The 15,724-nt window shown below is 70.7% G+C and carries 14 protein-coding genes; 8 read left to right on the top strand and 6 right to left on the bottom strand.

All coding sequences use genetic code 11. From position 1 onward, the window contains the following. Positions 1 to 18 precede the first annotated feature (18 nt). Both AB4039_RS05610 and AB4039_RS05605 read left to right on the top strand, forming a co-directional pair. Positions 19 to 348, top strand: coding sequence for a CU044_2847 family protein (locus AB4039_RS05610; RefSeq protein WP_266843577.1), 330 nt, complete (start codon positions 19 to 21; stop codon positions 346 to 348). A 5-nt stretch (positions 349 to 353) separates the two neighbouring features. Next, positions 354 to 4,520, top strand: coding sequence for a tetratricopeptide repeat protein (locus AB4039_RS05605; protein WP_442270135.1), 4,167 nt, complete (start codon positions 354 to 356; stop codon positions 4,518 to 4,520). A gap of 104 nt (positions 4,521 to 4,624) precedes the next feature. Here AB4039_RS05605 and AB4039_RS05600 read toward each other — a convergent pair whose 3' ends face one another. Both AB4039_RS05600 and AB4039_RS05595 read right to left on the bottom strand, forming a co-directional pair. Next, positions 4,625 to 5,113, bottom strand: coding sequence for a glutathione peroxidase (locus AB4039_RS05600; protein WP_266843580.1), 489 nt, complete (start codon positions 5,111 to 5,113; stop codon positions 4,625 to 4,627). 86 nt (positions 5,114 to 5,199) lie between these two features. Next, positions 5,200 to 6,018 (bottom strand): hypothetical protein, encoded by an 819-nt coding sequence (locus tag AB4039_RS05595; protein WP_442270134.1) that lies wholly within the window; start codon positions 6,016 to 6,018, stop codon positions 5,200 to 5,202. Between the two features lie 267 nt (positions 6,019 to 6,285). On the opposite strand from AB4039_RS05595, the gene gcl reads away from it, so the two are divergent. Next, complete coding sequence (gene gcl / locus AB4039_RS05590) at positions 6,286 to 8,073, top strand: glyoxylate carboligase (RefSeq protein WP_266843583.1); 1,788 nt, start codon at positions 6,286 to 6,288, stop codon at positions 8,071 to 8,073. 162 nt (positions 8,074 to 8,235) lie between these two features. Here gcl and AB4039_RS05585 read toward each other — a convergent pair whose 3' ends face one another. The 4 genes from AB4039_RS05585 to AB4039_RS05570 all read right to left on the bottom strand — a co-directional run bounded on the left by AB4039_RS05585 (position 8,236) and on the right by AB4039_RS05570 (position 12,809). Then, on the bottom strand, positions 8,236 to 8,856 hold the full coding sequence (locus AB4039_RS05585; protein ID WP_266843585.1) for a TetR family transcriptional regulator: 621 nt from the start codon (positions 8,854 to 8,856) through the stop codon (positions 8,236 to 8,238). Positions 8,857 to 9,343: 487 nt separating this feature from the next. After that, positions 9,344 to 10,801, bottom strand: coding sequence for a catalase (locus tag AB4039_RS05580; protein WP_266843586.1), 1,458 nt, complete (start codon positions 10,799 to 10,801; stop codon positions 9,344 to 9,346). A gap of 210 nt (positions 10,802 to 11,011) precedes the next feature. Beyond that, entirely contained in the window at positions 11,012 to 11,902 is an 891-nt protein-coding gene (locus tag AB4039_RS05575) for a 2-hydroxy-3-oxopropionate reductase (protein WP_266843588.1), read from the bottom strand. A 73-nt stretch (positions 11,903 to 11,975) separates the two neighbouring features. Continuing rightward, positions 11,976 to 12,809, bottom strand: a complete 834-nt coding sequence (locus AB4039_RS05570) for a TIM barrel protein (RefSeq protein ID WP_266843590.1) — start codon at positions 12,807 to 12,809, stop codon at positions 11,976 to 11,978. 126 nt (positions 12,810 to 12,935) lie between these two features. Between AB4039_RS05570 and AB4039_RS05565 the strand changes: the two genes are divergently transcribed. The 5 genes from AB4039_RS05565 (at position 12,936) to pucL (ending at position 15,585) form a co-directional block, all read left to right on the top strand. Continuing rightward, a complete protein-coding gene (locus tag AB4039_RS05565; protein ID WP_266843592.1) occupies positions 12,936 to 13,187 on the top strand; it encodes a thiamine-binding protein in 252 nt (83 codons plus the stop codon). After that, positions 13,184 to 13,579 (top strand): helix-turn-helix domain-containing protein, encoded by a 396-nt coding sequence (locus tag AB4039_RS05560; RefSeq protein ID WP_266843593.1) that lies wholly within the window; start codon positions 13,184 to 13,186, stop codon positions 13,577 to 13,579. The genes AB4039_RS05565 and AB4039_RS05560 overlap by 4 nt, the downstream gene beginning before the upstream one ends. A gap of 154 nt (positions 13,580 to 13,733) precedes the next feature. Continuing rightward, a complete protein-coding gene (gene uraD / locus AB4039_RS05555; RefSeq protein WP_266843594.1) occupies positions 13,734 to 14,252 on the top strand; it encodes a 2-oxo-4-hydroxy-4-carboxy-5-ureidoimidazoline decarboxylase in 519 nt (172 codons plus the stop codon). A 2-nt stretch (positions 14,253 to 14,254) separates the two neighbouring features. Continuing rightward, positions 14,255 to 14,659, top strand: coding sequence for a hydroxyisourate hydrolase (uraH, locus tag AB4039_RS05550; RefSeq protein WP_266843595.1), 405 nt, complete (start codon positions 14,255 to 14,257; stop codon positions 14,657 to 14,659). A 2-nt stretch (positions 14,660 to 14,661) separates the two neighbouring features. Continuing rightward, positions 14,662 to 15,585, top strand: coding sequence for a factor-independent urate hydroxylase (pucL, locus tag AB4039_RS05545; protein ID WP_266843597.1), 924 nt, complete (start codon positions 14,662 to 14,664; stop codon positions 15,583 to 15,585). Positions 15,586 to 15,724 lie beyond the last annotated feature (139 nt).

The raw sequence follows: 15,724 nt of genomic DNA, 5'->3' as shown, positions 1-15,724 counted from the left end.
GATGAATTCGGGGGACTCATGGCCGAGTTGGTGCGATTCGACGGTCCTGACGGCGCGTCACTGATCATCGAGGTGGAGGAGGACTCGCCCGGCCTGGAACGGATCTCCCGGGACTCCGACGGCGTGGTGCGGGCGAGCCGCCGGCTGGAGGACGCCCTGACGGCGGTCCGCCCCGCGATCCGCTCGGTGGTCGACTCCGTGAGGGCCCTCGCGCCGGACGAGTACGAGGTCGAGTTCGGGATGAAACTCAACGCGGAGTCCGGAGTGGTGATCGCCAAGACGGCGATGGAGGGACACTTCAGCGTCAGGATCCACTGGAGCCGGTCCGCCGCCGGTCCCGCGGACTGACCCCGTTGTCCGCCGCCCGAGAGCGTCCGCCCTGGCTGGTGAGCATCCGTCGCTCCCCGCGGGAGAACCCCGTCGGGGCCGGGCTGCTGGTCGGCCCGCGGCACATCCTGACCTGCGCCCACGTCGTACGGGCCGGGACGGCGCTCGGGATGCCGGAGGAACCGGTCTTCGTGGAGTTCCAGTATGCCGAGGCGCACGAACCCCTGCCCGCCACCGTCGTACCCGGCGGCTGGCACCCGGCCACCGGCACCGACACCGGGGACGTAGCCGTCCTCGAACTCGGCTCGCCGCCGCCCCCGGACGCCGTCCCCGCCCCCCTGCGGACCACGGACTCCGGCACCTGGGACCACCAGTTCCGCGCGTACGGCTACCCCCGGGAGCACCCCCGCCAGGGGGTACCCGTACGGGGCGAGATCATCGGCCACGCCGGCAGCGAGTGGCTCCAGGTGGAGGCCAGCCCCCACACCGGCTGGGCACTGGAACAGGGCTTCTCGGGCTCCCCCGTCTGGGACGTGCACAGCGAGGGCGTCATCGGCATGCTCGTCGCCCGCGACTCCGTGACCAAGGTCGACCGGCGCACGGCGTACGCGATCAGGGTCGAGACGCTCGTCCGCTACTGGCCCGAACTGGGCGCGCACGTACGCGCTGCCACGACGCGAGAGGTGCGGGAGCGGCTGGAGAACCTGCTGTGGCTGCCGCTGACCGAAGACGGCGAGGTCGCCCGCGTCGACCAGGTGGATCCGCACGACATAGGAGTCTCCCGCTCCAAGTACAGCGGCCGGCCCGGGACCTCGCCCTACGTGCCCCGCCGTCCACAGGACGCCCTCCTCGACACCGCCCTGGAGCAGTCGCGCTTCGTCCTGCTGGCCGGGCAGTCCAAGGCGGGCAAGTCGCGCACCCTGTACGAGGCGCTGCTGCGCACGCTGCCCGGAGCCCGCCTGATCGTCCCGCGCCCGGACGCCACGGACCGCCGGATCCTCGACGACCTCAGCCGGACCGGTCTGCCGCTCGGCCGGGACCGCGCCGTCCTCTGGCTGGACGACCTCCACCGCTACCTCCGGCCCGGCGGCCTGGACCTGCAGATCCTCGACCGGCTGACCCGGCGGCAGCCGGCGGTCACCGTCGTCGCCACCATCCCGGCCAAACAGCGGGCCGCCCTCACCGCCATGGAGAACGACATCGGCCGTGTCGCCCGCACGGTCCTCGGCAAGGCGCACACCGTCGAACTTCCGGCGCTCCTGACCGAGCAGGACGCCGCCGCGGCACGGGAGCTCTACCCCCGGGAGGACTTCGCCGCGAGGGGCATCGGCGAGCACATGGTCGCCGCCCCCCGGCTGGAACAGCGCCTGCGCGACGGTGCGGAGACCTGCCCCGAGGGATGGGCGCTCGTGAAGGCGGCGGCCGACTGGCACCGGATGGGCATGACCGGACCGGTCCCCGAAACCGCCCTCCTGGCCCTCTTCCGCTCCTACATGTCCACCCACTACCTGCGGTTCGACGCCGACGAGAGCCTCTACCGGAGCGGCCTGGCCTGGGCCAGGGAGCCCGTGGCCGGGGCCATCGCCCTCCTGTACCGGGTACCGGGGCAGCGGGACCGGCCCGCGTACACCGGGTTCCCCTACACCTCGGAGTACCTGGACACCCGTCTCGACGACCCCTCCGCCGCGGTACCCCGCATCGCCTGGGAGTACCTCGCCGAGCACCGCACGCCCACCGAGCTGGTGCCGATCGCCTACGCGGCGCTGGTCCGGGAGGAGCCCGACGTGGCCGAGCGACTGCTGCGCCGGATCGTGCGGGAGACCGGTGACCGGGACGGCTCGGCATGGGCCTCACTGATGCTCGGACAGATGTCCCTCGTCCGCGGGAACGTGGACGAGGCCCTGGAACTGCTGGACGCGGCGGCCTCCTCCCGAACGGAGGACGTCGCCCCGCTGGCGCAGGTCGAACTGGCCGCGGCACTCGTGGTGAACGGCGACCTCACGCGCTCCAGGAGCCTCCTGGAGAGCGCCGTCGCCTCCGCCGACCCGCAGATCTCCCGGCTGGCCCAGGTGGGCCTGGCACGCCTCCTGGTCCTGCAGGGCGAGAGCGAACGGGCCGAACGGCTGCTGGAGGCCGTCCTCGCGTCCGGGGACGCGGAAGCCGAGTACCTGGCCGGCGCCCAACTGGTCCGCACGCTGACCGACGGCGACCCGGCCGGCGTGCGCACCGGCCGGGAGCCGGGCACCGGGCTCGGCAAACCCGCGACCGGCCTCGGCGCCGCCCGCGGCCCCGGCCGGCCGGAGCCGACCGAGCGGCCGTGGACCCTGCCCCGCATGATGGGCGACGCGGTCGCGGTCCAGATCACCTCCGCGGCCCGCGCGAACCTCGGCGGCGTACTGCTCCACCAGGGCAAGCTGGACCGGGCCGAGGCCCTGCTGCGCTCGGTCGCGGACTGCGGACAGGCGCACGTCGTGCCCTGGGCCCAGGTGAGCCTGGGCGACCTCCTCACCCTCCAGGAGAGGTACGGCGAGGCCCGGCAGGTGCTGGAGGCCGCGATCGCCTCCGGACACCCCCTCGTGCTCCCGATCGCACGGGTCGGCCTGGCCGTCCTCCTGCTCGGAGGGGACGAGGAGGAGCGGGGAGTGGCCATCCTCCGGGAGGTGGCCGCATCCGGACGTCCCGACCAGGGCACCCGGGCGGCCTGCGCACTCGGCGAATGGCACGCCGCGCTCGGCGACACCGAGACCGCCGGGGAGTGGCTGGACCGGGCGATCGCCTCCGGTCACCCGGAGTGGGCGCCRCCGGCCCGCGTCGSCCTSGCCGTCATGCTCGCGGGGGAGGAGGGCGGGGCGGGGCGGGCGCGGGCGCTGCTGGCCGAGGCGATGGCTTCCGGGCATCCCCATCAGGGTCCGCGCGCCGCCGATCTCCTCGGCGACCTGCTCGTCCGCGAGGGCCACCCCCGGGARGCGGAGGAGGCCTACCGCACCGCGATCGATTCCGGACACCCCCACTGGTCCCTGATCGCCCGCTACGACCTCGCCGTCATGCTCGCCGACCAGGAAGACTTCCCGCGCGCCGAGAGCCTGCTGCGCGTGCTGGCCGAATCCGAGGAGGAGACGGCGGCGTCGTGGGGGAGGGCCCTGCTCGGCATGGTGCTCATCCGCGGCGGGCGCAGGCCCGAGGGGATCGGACACCTGCGGGCCGCGGGCGACGCGGGCGTGCACCCCGCCTCCCCGATGGCCCGGTTCCAGCTGGCCAAGTGCCTGGCCGAGGACGGGGACGACGACGGCGCCGAGGAGCTCCTGCGGTCCGTGGTCGAGGACGAGCCCTCGGACGTCACCGAGGCCGCCAAGGCCTCGCTCTGCGTACTGCTGCTGCGCCGCGGCGACGGCGAGGCCGCCGAGACGCTCCTGACGGGGGTGGAGACCTCGGGCGATGCCGGGGCGATCGCCCTGGCCTACCTCGGCACCGGCGAGTACCTGCTGGACGTGGGGGAGGTCATCGCGGCCGGCGACCTCCTCGAAGCCGCGCTGGAGACCGGCGACCCGCAGACGGCGCCCCGCGCCGGAGCGCTGCTCGGCGTCGTACGGCGTTCCATGGTCGACGCCGGGAGCGCCTCGTGCGGGGAGGAGCTGGAGGAGGCCCGGCGGCTGCTCACGGACGCCCTCGCCAGCGGGGAGCCGTCCGTCGAACCGCTGGCCCGCCGGTACCTGGGCAGCACCCTCTTCCGCCTCGGGCTGTACGCCGACGCCGAAAGCACGCTGCTGCCCCTCGCCCGGTCCGACGACACCCAACACCGGCCGCAGGCGCTGCTGCTCCTGGCCCAGGTCCTGGCGGTCGGCGACCGCCCGGAGGAGGCGTACCCCTGGTTCGAGCGGGCGATGGACTGCGGTGACCCGGAAACCGAGCCCGAGGCCCGGCGCCTCTACTGCGAGCTGCTGATGAGCGCCGGCCTGCAGGAACGCGCCCGCGAGGTCCTGGCCCCGCGGGTGACCGACGGCGCCACGGAGGAGGATCCACGCCCCGAACCGCTCCCGGATCGGCCCGCCGGGCGGCCCACGGAGCCCGGACCGCCCGGTCCTGCCCCGCATCCGCTTCCGGTCGGGGTGCTCGTGCTGCTGGGGGACGTCGCGGCGGCCGAGGGGGACGAACGGGAGGCCGGCTACTGGTACGGCCTGGCCGGACGGCCCTGACGCGGCCCGCCGGAACGGGCGGCCCTGACGCGGCCGGCCCGCAGCCGATGCGGCTGCGGGCCGGTGCGCCTCTGCGGGCGGGGCGCCTGCGCGAGCCGGTGCGCCTACGCGGGCAGGTGCGCCTCGATCGCGGCGATGACCTCGGGGGCCTCGGGCTCGGTGCGCGGGCGGAAGCGCGCGACGACCTCGCCGGCCGGGGAGATCAGGAACTTCTCGAAGTTCCACTGGATGTCCCCGGCCTCGCCCTCGGCGTCCGGGGTCTGCACCAGCTCGCGGTACAGGGGGTGCCGGTTCTCGCCGTTGACCTCGGACTTCTCCAGCATCGGGAAGGTCACGCCGAAACCGGCCGCGCAGAAGGTCTGGATGTCCTCCGCGGTGCCCGGCTCCTGACCGCCGAACTGGTTGCAGGGCACACCGATGACGGTGAAGCCCTTCTCCGCGTACGTGAACTGCAGCCGGGCCAGCCCCGAGTACTGCGGGGTGAGCCCGCACTGGGAGGCGGTGTTCACGACGAGGACGGCCTTGCCCTTGTGTGCCGCGAGGCTGGTGGGCTCGTCGTCCAGGGTGGTCAGCGGGATGTCGTACAGGCTCATCGGGCTCTCCTCGGCAGGCAGGGGGAACAAGGAAGACAAAGGGACGGACGGAAGAACGGGCGGGCACGGGCCCGCGCCCTCCGAGCCTAGGCCCCCGTCGCGACCAGTTCGTCCGCCGGGTCGTTGACCGGCTGCGGCACGCCCGTGAGGTCCATGACGAACAGCGGTACCGCCAGCTCGTCCGCCCGGCTCCGGGCCTCCTCCGTGTATCCGGCGAGGGAGAAGTAGACGCCGGTCGCGGCGGCCGTCAGGCCGTTCAGCCAGACGCACTCCACCGCGCGCAGCCCCACCGGGGCCGTGGTCGGGTCCACCTGCGCCACCACCCCCGGGGCCCGCAGGTCTGCCGCCGCAGAGGGGATCGGCACGCCGTCGGGCCGCCGCACGTCGCGGAAGCCGAGCCAGCGCAGGTACAGCGCGGCCGTCACCACGGCGTCCCGGCCCGTACGGATGGTCACCGGCCGGAACGCCGGCCGCGCGACGGCACCCGTCCCGGGGCCCGTCCCGGAGACCGACCCGGGGCCCGTCCCGGCTCCCGTCCCGCGATCCGCCCCCGCACGCGGCTCCGCCTCCGTCGGGCCCGTCCGGCCCCGCGCCCCCGCTGTAGCGGGGCCCGCCGCGCCCGCGTCCCCGCCCGCCGCCCCCGGCGGGCGGACCGGGACCCGGACCACCGTCCCGCACGTCCCGCAGCCCAGCTCCGGCTGCGGCCACTCGCCCTCCCGTCCGCAGGCCCCGCACCGCACCACCACCCAGCTCTGCGACCAGGTCCGGTGCGTCAGCGGCCGGGGCTCGGCCGACGGGTCCAGGGGAGGGGTCACGGGGTTTCCGCAGGCGCAGGGGAAGGAGGGCGCCGCGTAACCGTTCTCGCGCCCGCATCCCGGGCAGCGCACCCGTACCGCTTCCGTCATGAGACCCGGCCCCTTCCGTCGCCGTGCGTAGTCCCATGCTCCACCACCGGCGACCGTCGGGGCGGGCAGGGGCGCGGATTGCCGCCGGATCCGGCCGAAGGACCGGCCATTTGTGCAACTCGCCGAACGAGATGCGCCTTTTGGTGGGTTCCGGGGTGCCCCACCGCCTTGACGTGCGCGAAGTGGCCGCTTAGCTTGTTCCGTATAGCAGAACAAAAATTCCGCATTACGGAAAAAGTCTGACCGCCGGACCCGCAGGAGAACTCGATGCCTCGTATGACAGCCGCCGCCGCTGCAGTGGAGATCCTCAAGCTCGAGGGTGTCGAACAAGCGTTCGGTGTCCCCGGTGCTGCGATCAACCCGTTCTACCGCGAGCTCAAGAACGTGGGCGGGATCGGCCACACGCTGGCCCGCCACGTCGAGGGCGCCTCGCACATGGCCGAGGGGTACACCCGTGCCAAGGCCGGCAACATCGGCGTCTGCATCGGCACCTCGGGTCCCGCCGGCACCGACATGATCACCGGCCTGTACTCGGCGATCGCCGACTCGATCCCGATCCTGTGCATCACCGGTCAGGCTCCGGTCTCGAAGCTCCACAAGGAGGACTTCCAGGCCGTCGACATCGCCTCGATCGCCAAGCCGGTCACCAAGAAGGCCACGACCGTCCTGGAGGCCGCCCAGGTTCCGGGCGTGTTCCAGGAGGCCTTCCACCTGATGCGCTCCGGCCGTCCGGGCCCGGTCCTGATCGACCTCCCGATCGACGTCCAGCTGACCGAGATCGAGTTCGACCCGGAGACCTACTCCCCGCTGCCGGTCTACAAGCCGCAGGCCACTCGCGCCCAGGCCGCCAAGGCCCTGCAGTTCCTGCTGGAGTCCGAGCGCCCGCTGATCGTCGCCGGTGGCGGCATCATCAACGCGGACGCCTCCGACCTGCTGGTCGAGTTCGCCGAGCTGGTCAACGTCCCCGTCATCTCCACCCTGATGGGCTGGGGCACCATCCCGGACGACCACGAGCTGGCCGCCGGCATGGTCGGTGTGCAGACCGCCCACCGCTACGGCAACGCCACGTTCCTGGAGTCGGACTTCGTCTTCGGCATCGGCAACCGCTGGGCCAACCGTCACACCGGTTACAACCTGGACGCCTACACCAAGGGCCGCAAGTTCGTCCACGTCGACATCGAGCCGACCCAGCTGGGCAAGATCTTCGCCCCGGACTTCGGCATCGCCTCCGACGCCAAGGCCGCGCTGGAGCTCTTCATCGAGATCGCCAAGGAGCTCAAGGCCGAGGGCAAGCTGCCGGACTTCTCCGCCTGGGCCGCCTCCGCGCAGGAGCGCAAGGCCACCCTGCAGCGCCGCACGCACTTCGACAACATCCCCCTGAAGCCGCAGCGCGTCTACGAGGAGATGAACAAGGCGTTCGGCCCGGAGACCCGCTACGTCACCACCATCGGTCTCTCCCAGATCGCCGCCGCGCAGTTCCTGCACGTCTACAAGCCGCGCCACTGGGTCAACTGCGGCCAGGCCGGCCCGCTCGGCTGGACCATCCCGGCCGCCATCGGTGCCGCCACCGCGCAGCCGGAGACCCCGGTCGTCGCCCTCTCCGGCGACTACGACTTCCAGTTCATGATCGAGGAGCTGGCGGTCGCCGCCCAGCACAAGGTCCCCTACGTCCACGTCCTCGTGAACAACGCCTACCTGGGTCTGATCCGCCAGGCGCAGGGCGGCCTCGGCATCAACTTCGAGGTCAACCTCGAATTCGAGAACATCAACACCCCGGAGATCGGCGTCTACGGCGTCGACCACGTCAAGGTCGCCGAGGGCCTGGGCGTCAAGGCCATCCGCGTCACCGACCCGGACAAGCTGGGCGAGGCCTTCGAGGAGGCCAAGAAGCTGGCGCAGGAGTTCCAGGTCCCGGTCGTCGTCGAGGCCATCCTGGAGCGCATCACCAACATCGCGATGAGCAAGACCGTCGACATGAGCGACGTCACCGAGTTCGAGGAGCTGGCGACCGAGCCGGGCCACGCCCCGACCGCGATCCGCCCGCTGACCGTCTGACCGTCCGCGCCCCCGGCGCGGTGAACACCGCGCCGGTACCGGTGTGACAGCACGGAACGGCCCCCGTACCTCCCTGTGGAGGTACGGGGGCCGTTCCGCGTGCCGTGGACCTGCTCGGTGTTCCGTGCGTCCCCTTGCGGGGCCCGGGGCCTTCCGCTTCTCCTACGGGACCCGGGGCCCGGGGCCGCCGCTTCGAGCGGGGTACGGGCCCAGCTCCGCGTCCACCGCGCCCTCCAGCAGCGTCCGGGCCCGCTCCAGCTCCAGTGAGCCGCTCAGCCAGCGCTCGCTCAACCCCTCCACCAGGGAGTTCAGCCGCTCCGCCACGTCCAGCGGGACCGCGGCCGGGTCGGCCTGACCGGCCGCCTGGGCGTCCGCCACGGCGTCGGCGGTGTCCCGGTTCCAGCTGCGGGTGGACTCGGCGAGGGCGGCGCGCAGGTCCGCGTCGAAGATGGCGGTGGCCCGCAGCTCGCCCCAGGCGATGCTGTTCTCGCGCACCCGGGGGGTGTCCTGGAGCTCGCCGAGCAGCATCTGGAGCAGGACGGCGCGGGCGTCCTCGGTGCCCGCCACGGCCTCGACGGCCTCGTCGGTGTAGCCGGTGGCGCGGTCGCTGATGAAGGCGAGCGTGCGCTGGACCAGGCCGGCGCGGTCCTTGAAGTGGTAGTAGATGAGTGCGGTGGACACTCCGGCCTCGGTCGCCAGTTCCTCGACCCGCAGCCCTCTGACGCCGTTGCGGGCGATGACTCGGACGGCTGCTTCCAGGATCAGCGATTGACGGTCGGCCACTCTTGCTCGCACCCCTTGCTCGGACCGGCTTGACTGAGCTTTCAGTCAGATTGCAACGATAGCCCGAGCCGTACGGGGGAGCGCGTCACGGGGGAACGGCAAAGCGCCGAGTCACGGGACCGTCCGTGACTCGGCGCTCTGGTGTGTGACCGCCCGACGGTGCGAGGCTGGCGCGACAGGACGTTCGCACCGCCGGGCGGAGACTGGGGGAGGGTTTCCCGCTCCACGGGCAGGGGCTCTGTGCGTGGCCCCTGTACATGGAGGAGGGGGGAGTGGCTGGGACCGCGACGGGCGGTGACGAGAACTCCGGCGTCGTCTCCCTCAGGTCAAGAGACGGGCCTCGGAACCCATTACCACCGCACTGGCTCACACGCCCGTCACGGTCCTCGTCCTGCCCTCACCGCGTACCACCCCTCATCCGGGTCCGCGGTGCGGGCTCAGCACCCGGGGCATGACCTCCCGTCAGGCCCCCGGTACAACATGCGGCTCAGGCGTCGCGCAGGGCGCGGACGGCCTCCTCGACGCGCTTGCCGTAGTCGGCATCGGCGGCGTGGAAGTGAGCCAGGTTCTTCTCGATGACGTCCTCCAGGGTGACCTGGGAGAGACCGCCGGCGATGTTCGCCACCAGACGCTCCTTCTCGGCCTCCGACATCAGGCGGTAGAGCTCACCGGCCTGGAAGAAGTCGTCGTCCTTGGTGTGGGCCGGGGCCTCGTGGGTGCCCGTGTAGCCGGAGACGGCCTTCGGGGCGCCGAGCGCCAGACCGGTCTCGGCCGGACCCTGGTACGAGTTGGGCTCGTAGTTCTTGTCGTGGCGCGAGCCGTTGCGCAGCGCCATGACGCCGTCGCGGCCGTAGTTGTCGGCCTGCGTCGCCTTCGGGGCGTTGACCGGCAGCAGGGTGTGGTTCACACCGAGGCGGTAGCGCTGGGCGTCGGCGTACGCGAACAGGCGGCCCTGGAGCATCTTGTCCGGCGAGGCGGTGATGCCCGGGACGAAGTTGTTCGGGGAGAAGGCGGACTGCTCGACCTCGGCGAAGACGTTGTCGGGGTTGCGGTCGAGGACCAGACGGCCCACGCGCTGCAGCGGGTAGTCGCTGTGCGGCCACACCTTGGTGAGGTCGAACGGGTTGAAGCGGTAGTCCGCGGCCTCGGCGGCGGGCATGACCTGGACGTAGAGGGTCCAGCTCGGGTTCACGCCGCGCTCGATCGCCTGGAGCAGGTCGGTCTGGTGCGAGTTGGCGTCCTTGCCGACGACCTCGGCGGCCTGCTCGCCCGACAGGCAGCGGATGCCCTGGTTCGTCTTGAAGTGGTACTTGACGAAGAAGGCCTCGCCCTGGGCGTTGGTCCACTGGTAGGTGTGGGAGCCGTAGCCGTTCATGTGGCGGTAGGACGCCGGTATGCCGCGGTCACCCATCAGCCAGGTGATCTGGTGCGTCGCCTCGGGGGCGTGCGCCCAGAAGTCCCAGACGTTGTCCGGCTCCTGCTTGCCCGTGAAGGGGTCGCGCTTCTGGGAGTGGATGAAGTCGGGGAACTTGATCGGGTCCTTGATGAAGAACACCGGGGTGTTGTTGCCGACGAGGTCGTAGTTGCCCTCTTCGGTGTAGAACTTCAGGGCGAAGCCGCGCGGGTCGCGGACCGCGTCCGCGCCGCCGAGCGAGTCGGCCACGGTGGAGAAGCGCAGGAAGGTCTCGGTCTTCTTGCCGACGGTGTTCAGGAACGCCGCGCTGGTGTACGCGGTGACGTCGTCGGTCACCTCGAAGTAGCCGTAGGCGGCGCTGCCGCGGGCGTGCACCACGCGCTCCGGGATCCGCTCGCGGTTGAAGCGGGCGAGCTTCTCCAGCAGCTGCTGGTCCTGGACCAGGAGCGGGCCACCGACGCCGGCGGTGGCGGAGTTCTGATTGTCGGCGACCGGGGCGCCGGACTCGGTCGTCAGCGTGCGCTTCGACATGGTGACCTTCCGTACGGGACAACTGTTGACGGAAAGCGTCTTCCGTCATGCGGAACAGCCTAATTTCGGCGTGAACTCGACGTCAACAGTTTGTTGAAAGAAAGAAGAGGGGAGTGGTGATCCGGACGGTGCCGGCACTTGGGCGCGACAGGACAGGTGTCAGCACCGGCACCATCCGGCCCGGGACAGCGGGCCGCCGCGGGGGGTGGATCAGACCTGGGCGCCGGAGAGGCGCTCGACCGCGCGGAGCAGCGCGGAGTGGTCCAGGCCGCCGTCACCCTGGGCGCGCAGCGAGGCCACGAGCTGGGCGACGACCGCGCCGACCGGGAGGGCCGCACCGACGTTGCGGGCGGCGTCGGTGACGATGCCCATGTCCTTGTGGTGCAGGTCGATCCGGAAACCGGGCTTGAAGTCGCGGTTCAGGAAGTTGTCCTTCTTGCGGGTCAGGACCGTGGAGCCGGCCAGACCGCCGTTGAGGACGTCCAGGGCGGCGGTGAGGTTCACGCCCGACTTCTCCAGGAAGACGACGGCCTCGGCACACGCCTGGATGTTCACCGCGACGATGAGCTGGTTGGCGGCCTTCACCGTCTGGCCGGAGCCGTGCGGACCGCACAGGACGATGACCTTGCCGAGGGCCTGGAGGACCGGGAGGGCCTCGTCGAAGTCGGCCTGCTCGCCACCCACCATGATCGACAGGACGGCCTCGATGGCGCCCGCCTCGCCGCCGGACACCGGGGCGTCGATGACGCGGATGCCCTTCGCGGCGGCGTTCTTCGCGAGGTCGACCGAGGTCTGCGGGGTGATCGACGACATGTCGATGATCAGCGCGCCGGACTTCGCGTTCTCCAGGATGCCGTTCTCACCGTAGGAGATGGCCTCGACCTGCGGGGAGGCGGGCACCATCGTGATGATGACGTCGGCGTCCCTGACGGCCTCGGCGATCGAGCCGGCCGCGGAGCCGCCGGCGGCGGCCAGGCGGTCCAGCTTGTCCTGCTCCAGGGTGAAGCCGGTGACCGAGTAGCCGGCCTTCAGGAGGTTCTCGGCCATGGGGGAGCCCATGATTCCGAGACCGATCCAGGCAATCTTGGGGAGGGTGCTCATTGAGGGTCCTTCTCTTGATGCATCGTACGAAAAGTGCGTGGGGTGCCCGGCTGATCGCCCGGACTTGGCCCGCCTACCGGGCGGCGCGGGCCTCGGCGGGGAGCCAGGCGAAGGACGCGGCGGCGTCGGCGGCCTTGTATTCGAGGCCTACCCAGCCCTCGTACCCGGCCTTCTTCAGCTGGTCCAGGAGCGCCTCCAGGGGCAGCTCGCCGGTACCGGGGGCACCGCGTCCCGGCTTGTCCGCGATCTGGACGTGGCCGGTCTTGGCGGCGTACTTTTCGATGACCTCGGAGAGGTCCTCATCGTTCATCGCCAGGTGGTACAGGTCGAGCAGGAACTTGGCGTTCCCGAGGCCGGTGGCCTCGTTGACCTTGTCCACCACCTCGATGCCGGCCGGGGCGCTCACCAGGGGGTAGAGCGGCGACTCGGGCTTGTTGAGGGTCTCGATCAAGAGGATCGCACCCACGCGGTCCGCGGCCCGGGCCGCGACGACCAGGTTCTTCAGGGCCAGCTCGTCCTGCACGGCCGGGTCGACGCCGTCGACCCGGTTGCCGTAGAGGGCGTTGAGCGCCTTGCAGCCGACCGAGGCGGCGAAGTCCGCCGCCACGTTGATGTTGGCGTTGAAGCGGTCCGACTCCTCACCGGGTACCGAGACCGCGCCGCGGTCCGGGCCCGGCAGCCGGCCGGCGTAGAAGTTCAGGCCCACCAGCTGAGTGCCGGCGTCCTCAAGAGCCTGCTTGAGGGCGTCGAGCTCCTCCTGAGCGGGGGTGGGGGTCTCGATCCAGGGCCACCACAGCTCGACCGCGGTGAAGCCCGCCGCGGCGGCGGCCGCGGGACGCTCCAGAAGCGGGAGTTCCGTGAAGAGGATCGACAGGTTCACATCGAAGCGCTGGTCCGTGTATCCCATGAGGGGTGTGCGCTCCTTCCGTATTGCGGAAGTTATTTTCTGCTTGATGGAAGACTGCATTGGCCTCGGCGCGGATGTCAAGTGCGGACTCCCGAAAAATCCCGACCGCGCAGTAGGTTGACCTGCGTGCGATTGAGAGTGGAGTTCACGACCGAGCCCTTCGACCTCGAAGAGGCCCCCGCCCACGCCGTGGCCGCCCGCGAGGTCATCCAGAAGGCCCAGCTGGACGCGGTGGACGTCGGCCCGTTCGGCAATACCGCCGAGGGCGAGTCCGACCGGGTGCTGACCGCGGTGGCCGCGCTGCTGCGCGGTTCCCTGGAGGCCGGGGCGACGCGCGTCTCGCTCCAGGTCAACGTGATCGGGGAGGACACCCCGTGACCGAGCCCCGTGACCACCCCTTCGTCACCGCGGTCAAGCCGCTGGTGGACGCGATGGGGGGCGAGCTGATGGATCCCGCCCTGGCGCAGCCGGACGACGTCGTGCTGTCGTGGGAGGGTCGGGAGCTGCTCGCGGTGCGCCTGCCCCAGCTCTCCGAATCGCTGGACCACATCCTGGCGGCCCTGGAGCGGCGGCACGGCGTACCGTTGGCGCAGCTCGACCGGAAGTCCAAGCAGGACGTGGTGCGGATACTGGAGGCGCGGGGCGCCTTCTCCGTGCGGCACGGCGTCGAAACGGTCGCGGGAGCCCTGGGCGTGAGCCGCTTCACGGTCTACAACTACTTGAACAGGGACGCCGGCGCCCCGAAGGGGGCCAAGAGCGGCCAGGAGTGAACGCAGATTCACCCGCGGTGACGAGCCGCCGCCCAATTCACCCGGGCGGCGGCTTTTGTGTACGGGAAGTTTCAACAAAGTGTTGACGCCGTGTTGTCGAGGGCGTTAGCTATGCGCAGCCCGTCAAAGCAACAACAGGCCACGGAGGCCTACCGTGACTTCGAGTCCGACCCCGGGTCTCACCCGGTTCAACGCCTTGGACGACAGCGCGGCCGCGGCCGAGCTCCACGAGGTGTGCGCCAGCTCGGCTTGGGGGAGCAAGATGCTCGCCCAGCGCCCCTTCGCCGACGTCGATGCCCTGTTCTCGGCCAACGAGTCCGCCATGGCGGAGCTCACCGCCGAGGACCTCGGCGAGGCGATGGGCGGCCACGCGCCGATCGGCCGGCCGAAGCCGGGAGACCCGACCTCCGCCCGCGAGCAGCGTGGCATGGCCGGTGCCTCGGAGGAGCTCAAGAACGAGCTCCTCGAACTGAACCTCGCGTACCAGGACAAGTTCGGCCACGTCTTCCTCATCTGCGCCACCGGTGCGACCGGTGAGTTCATGCGGGACGCGGTCAAGGTCCGGATCGGCAACTCGCCGGAGCGGGAGCGCGAAATCGCCCGCGGCGAGCTCGTCAAGATCAACCGGATCCGTCTGACCCGCCTCGCAGAACTCGCAGAAGAAGGAGAGTGAGCATGAGCACCGCGACCACCGCGTCGGTGTCCACGCACATCCTGGACACCAGCATCGGCAAGCCCGCCGAGGGCGTCGCCATCTCCCTGTCGGCCCGTACGGGCCTGGACGGCGAGTGGGCGGCTCTCGGCGGTTCCGCCACCGACGCCGACGGGCGTTGCAAGGACCTGCCGGCGCTGCCGGAGGGCACCACACACGTGCGTCTCGATTTCGAGACCGAGACGTACTTCTTGAATAAGCACAGTGCAGAGAAGCAAGCCGAGGCGCAGCAGGACGCCCCCCGCGTAAGGGACAGCGGTGCGTTCTTCCCCGAGGTAACCATCACCTTCGCGGTGAACCCGGGCGAGCACTACCACGTACCGCTGCTGCTCAACCCGTTCGGCTACTCCGTTTACCGAGGGAGCTAGTCATGGCCACGATTCTGGGCCAGAACCAGTACGGCAAGGCAGAGAACCGCGTCGTCAAGATCACGCGGGACGGCGACACCCATCACATCAAGGACCTGAACGTCTCGGTCGCCCTCTCCGGCGACATGGACGACGTCCACTACAACGGCTCGAACGCCAACTGCCTGCCGACGGACACCACCAAGAACACGGTGTACGCGTTCGCCAAGGAGTACGGCATCGAGTCCGCCGAGCAGTTCGGCATCCACCTGGCGCGTTGGTTCGTCAACAGCCAGGAGCCGATCAAGCGCGCGCGGATCCGGATCGAGGAGTACGCCTGGGACCGGATCGCCACTTCGGACGCCAACTCCAAGTTCATCGGCTCCGACGAGGTGAACCACTCCTTCGTCCGCAAGGGCATGGAGACCCGCGTCACCCAGATCACGTACGACGGCCAGAACTGGGAGGTCATCTCCGGCCTCAAGGACCTGATCGTCATGAACTCCACGAACTCCGAGTTCTGGGGTTACGTGAAGGACAAGTACACGACCCTGCAGGAGGCGTACGACCGCATCCTGGCCACCCAGGTGTCGGGCCGCTGGCGCTTCAACTGGTCGGACGACGAGCAGCGGATGCCCAACTGGGAGAAGTCCTACGCCGAGACCAAGAAGCACATGCTCCAGGCCTTCGCGGAGACCTACTCCCTGTCGCTGCAGCAGACCCTGTACCAGATGGGTTCGCGCATCATCAACCACCGTTCGGAGATCGACGAGGTCCGCTTCTCGCTCCCGAACAAGCACCACTTCCTCGTCGACCTGGAGCCCTTCGGCCTCAAGAACGACAACGAGGTGTACTTCGCCGCGGACCGTCCGTACGGTCTGATCGAGGCGACGGTCCTCCGCGACGGCGTCGATGCCCGTATCCCCGTGGACATGACCAACCTCTGATCACGGCACGCCGGTCCCGGGGCTCCGCAGTGGCCCCGGGACGGGCGACACGTTCCCGCTTCCTGAATCGGCACCCGGACGCACCCTTCGGGGCGGCAGTACTGTCAGCTGTCAAGGCCCCCGGCTCCGGCACTCAAAT

Origin of the sequence: Streptomyces sp. M-16 (assembly GCF_052114405.1) — a bacterium.
Classification (GTDB): domain Bacteria; phylum Actinomycetota; class Actinomycetes; order Streptomycetales; family Streptomycetaceae; genus Streptomyces.
This window is presented reverse-complemented; position numbering and strand designations above follow the sequence as displayed.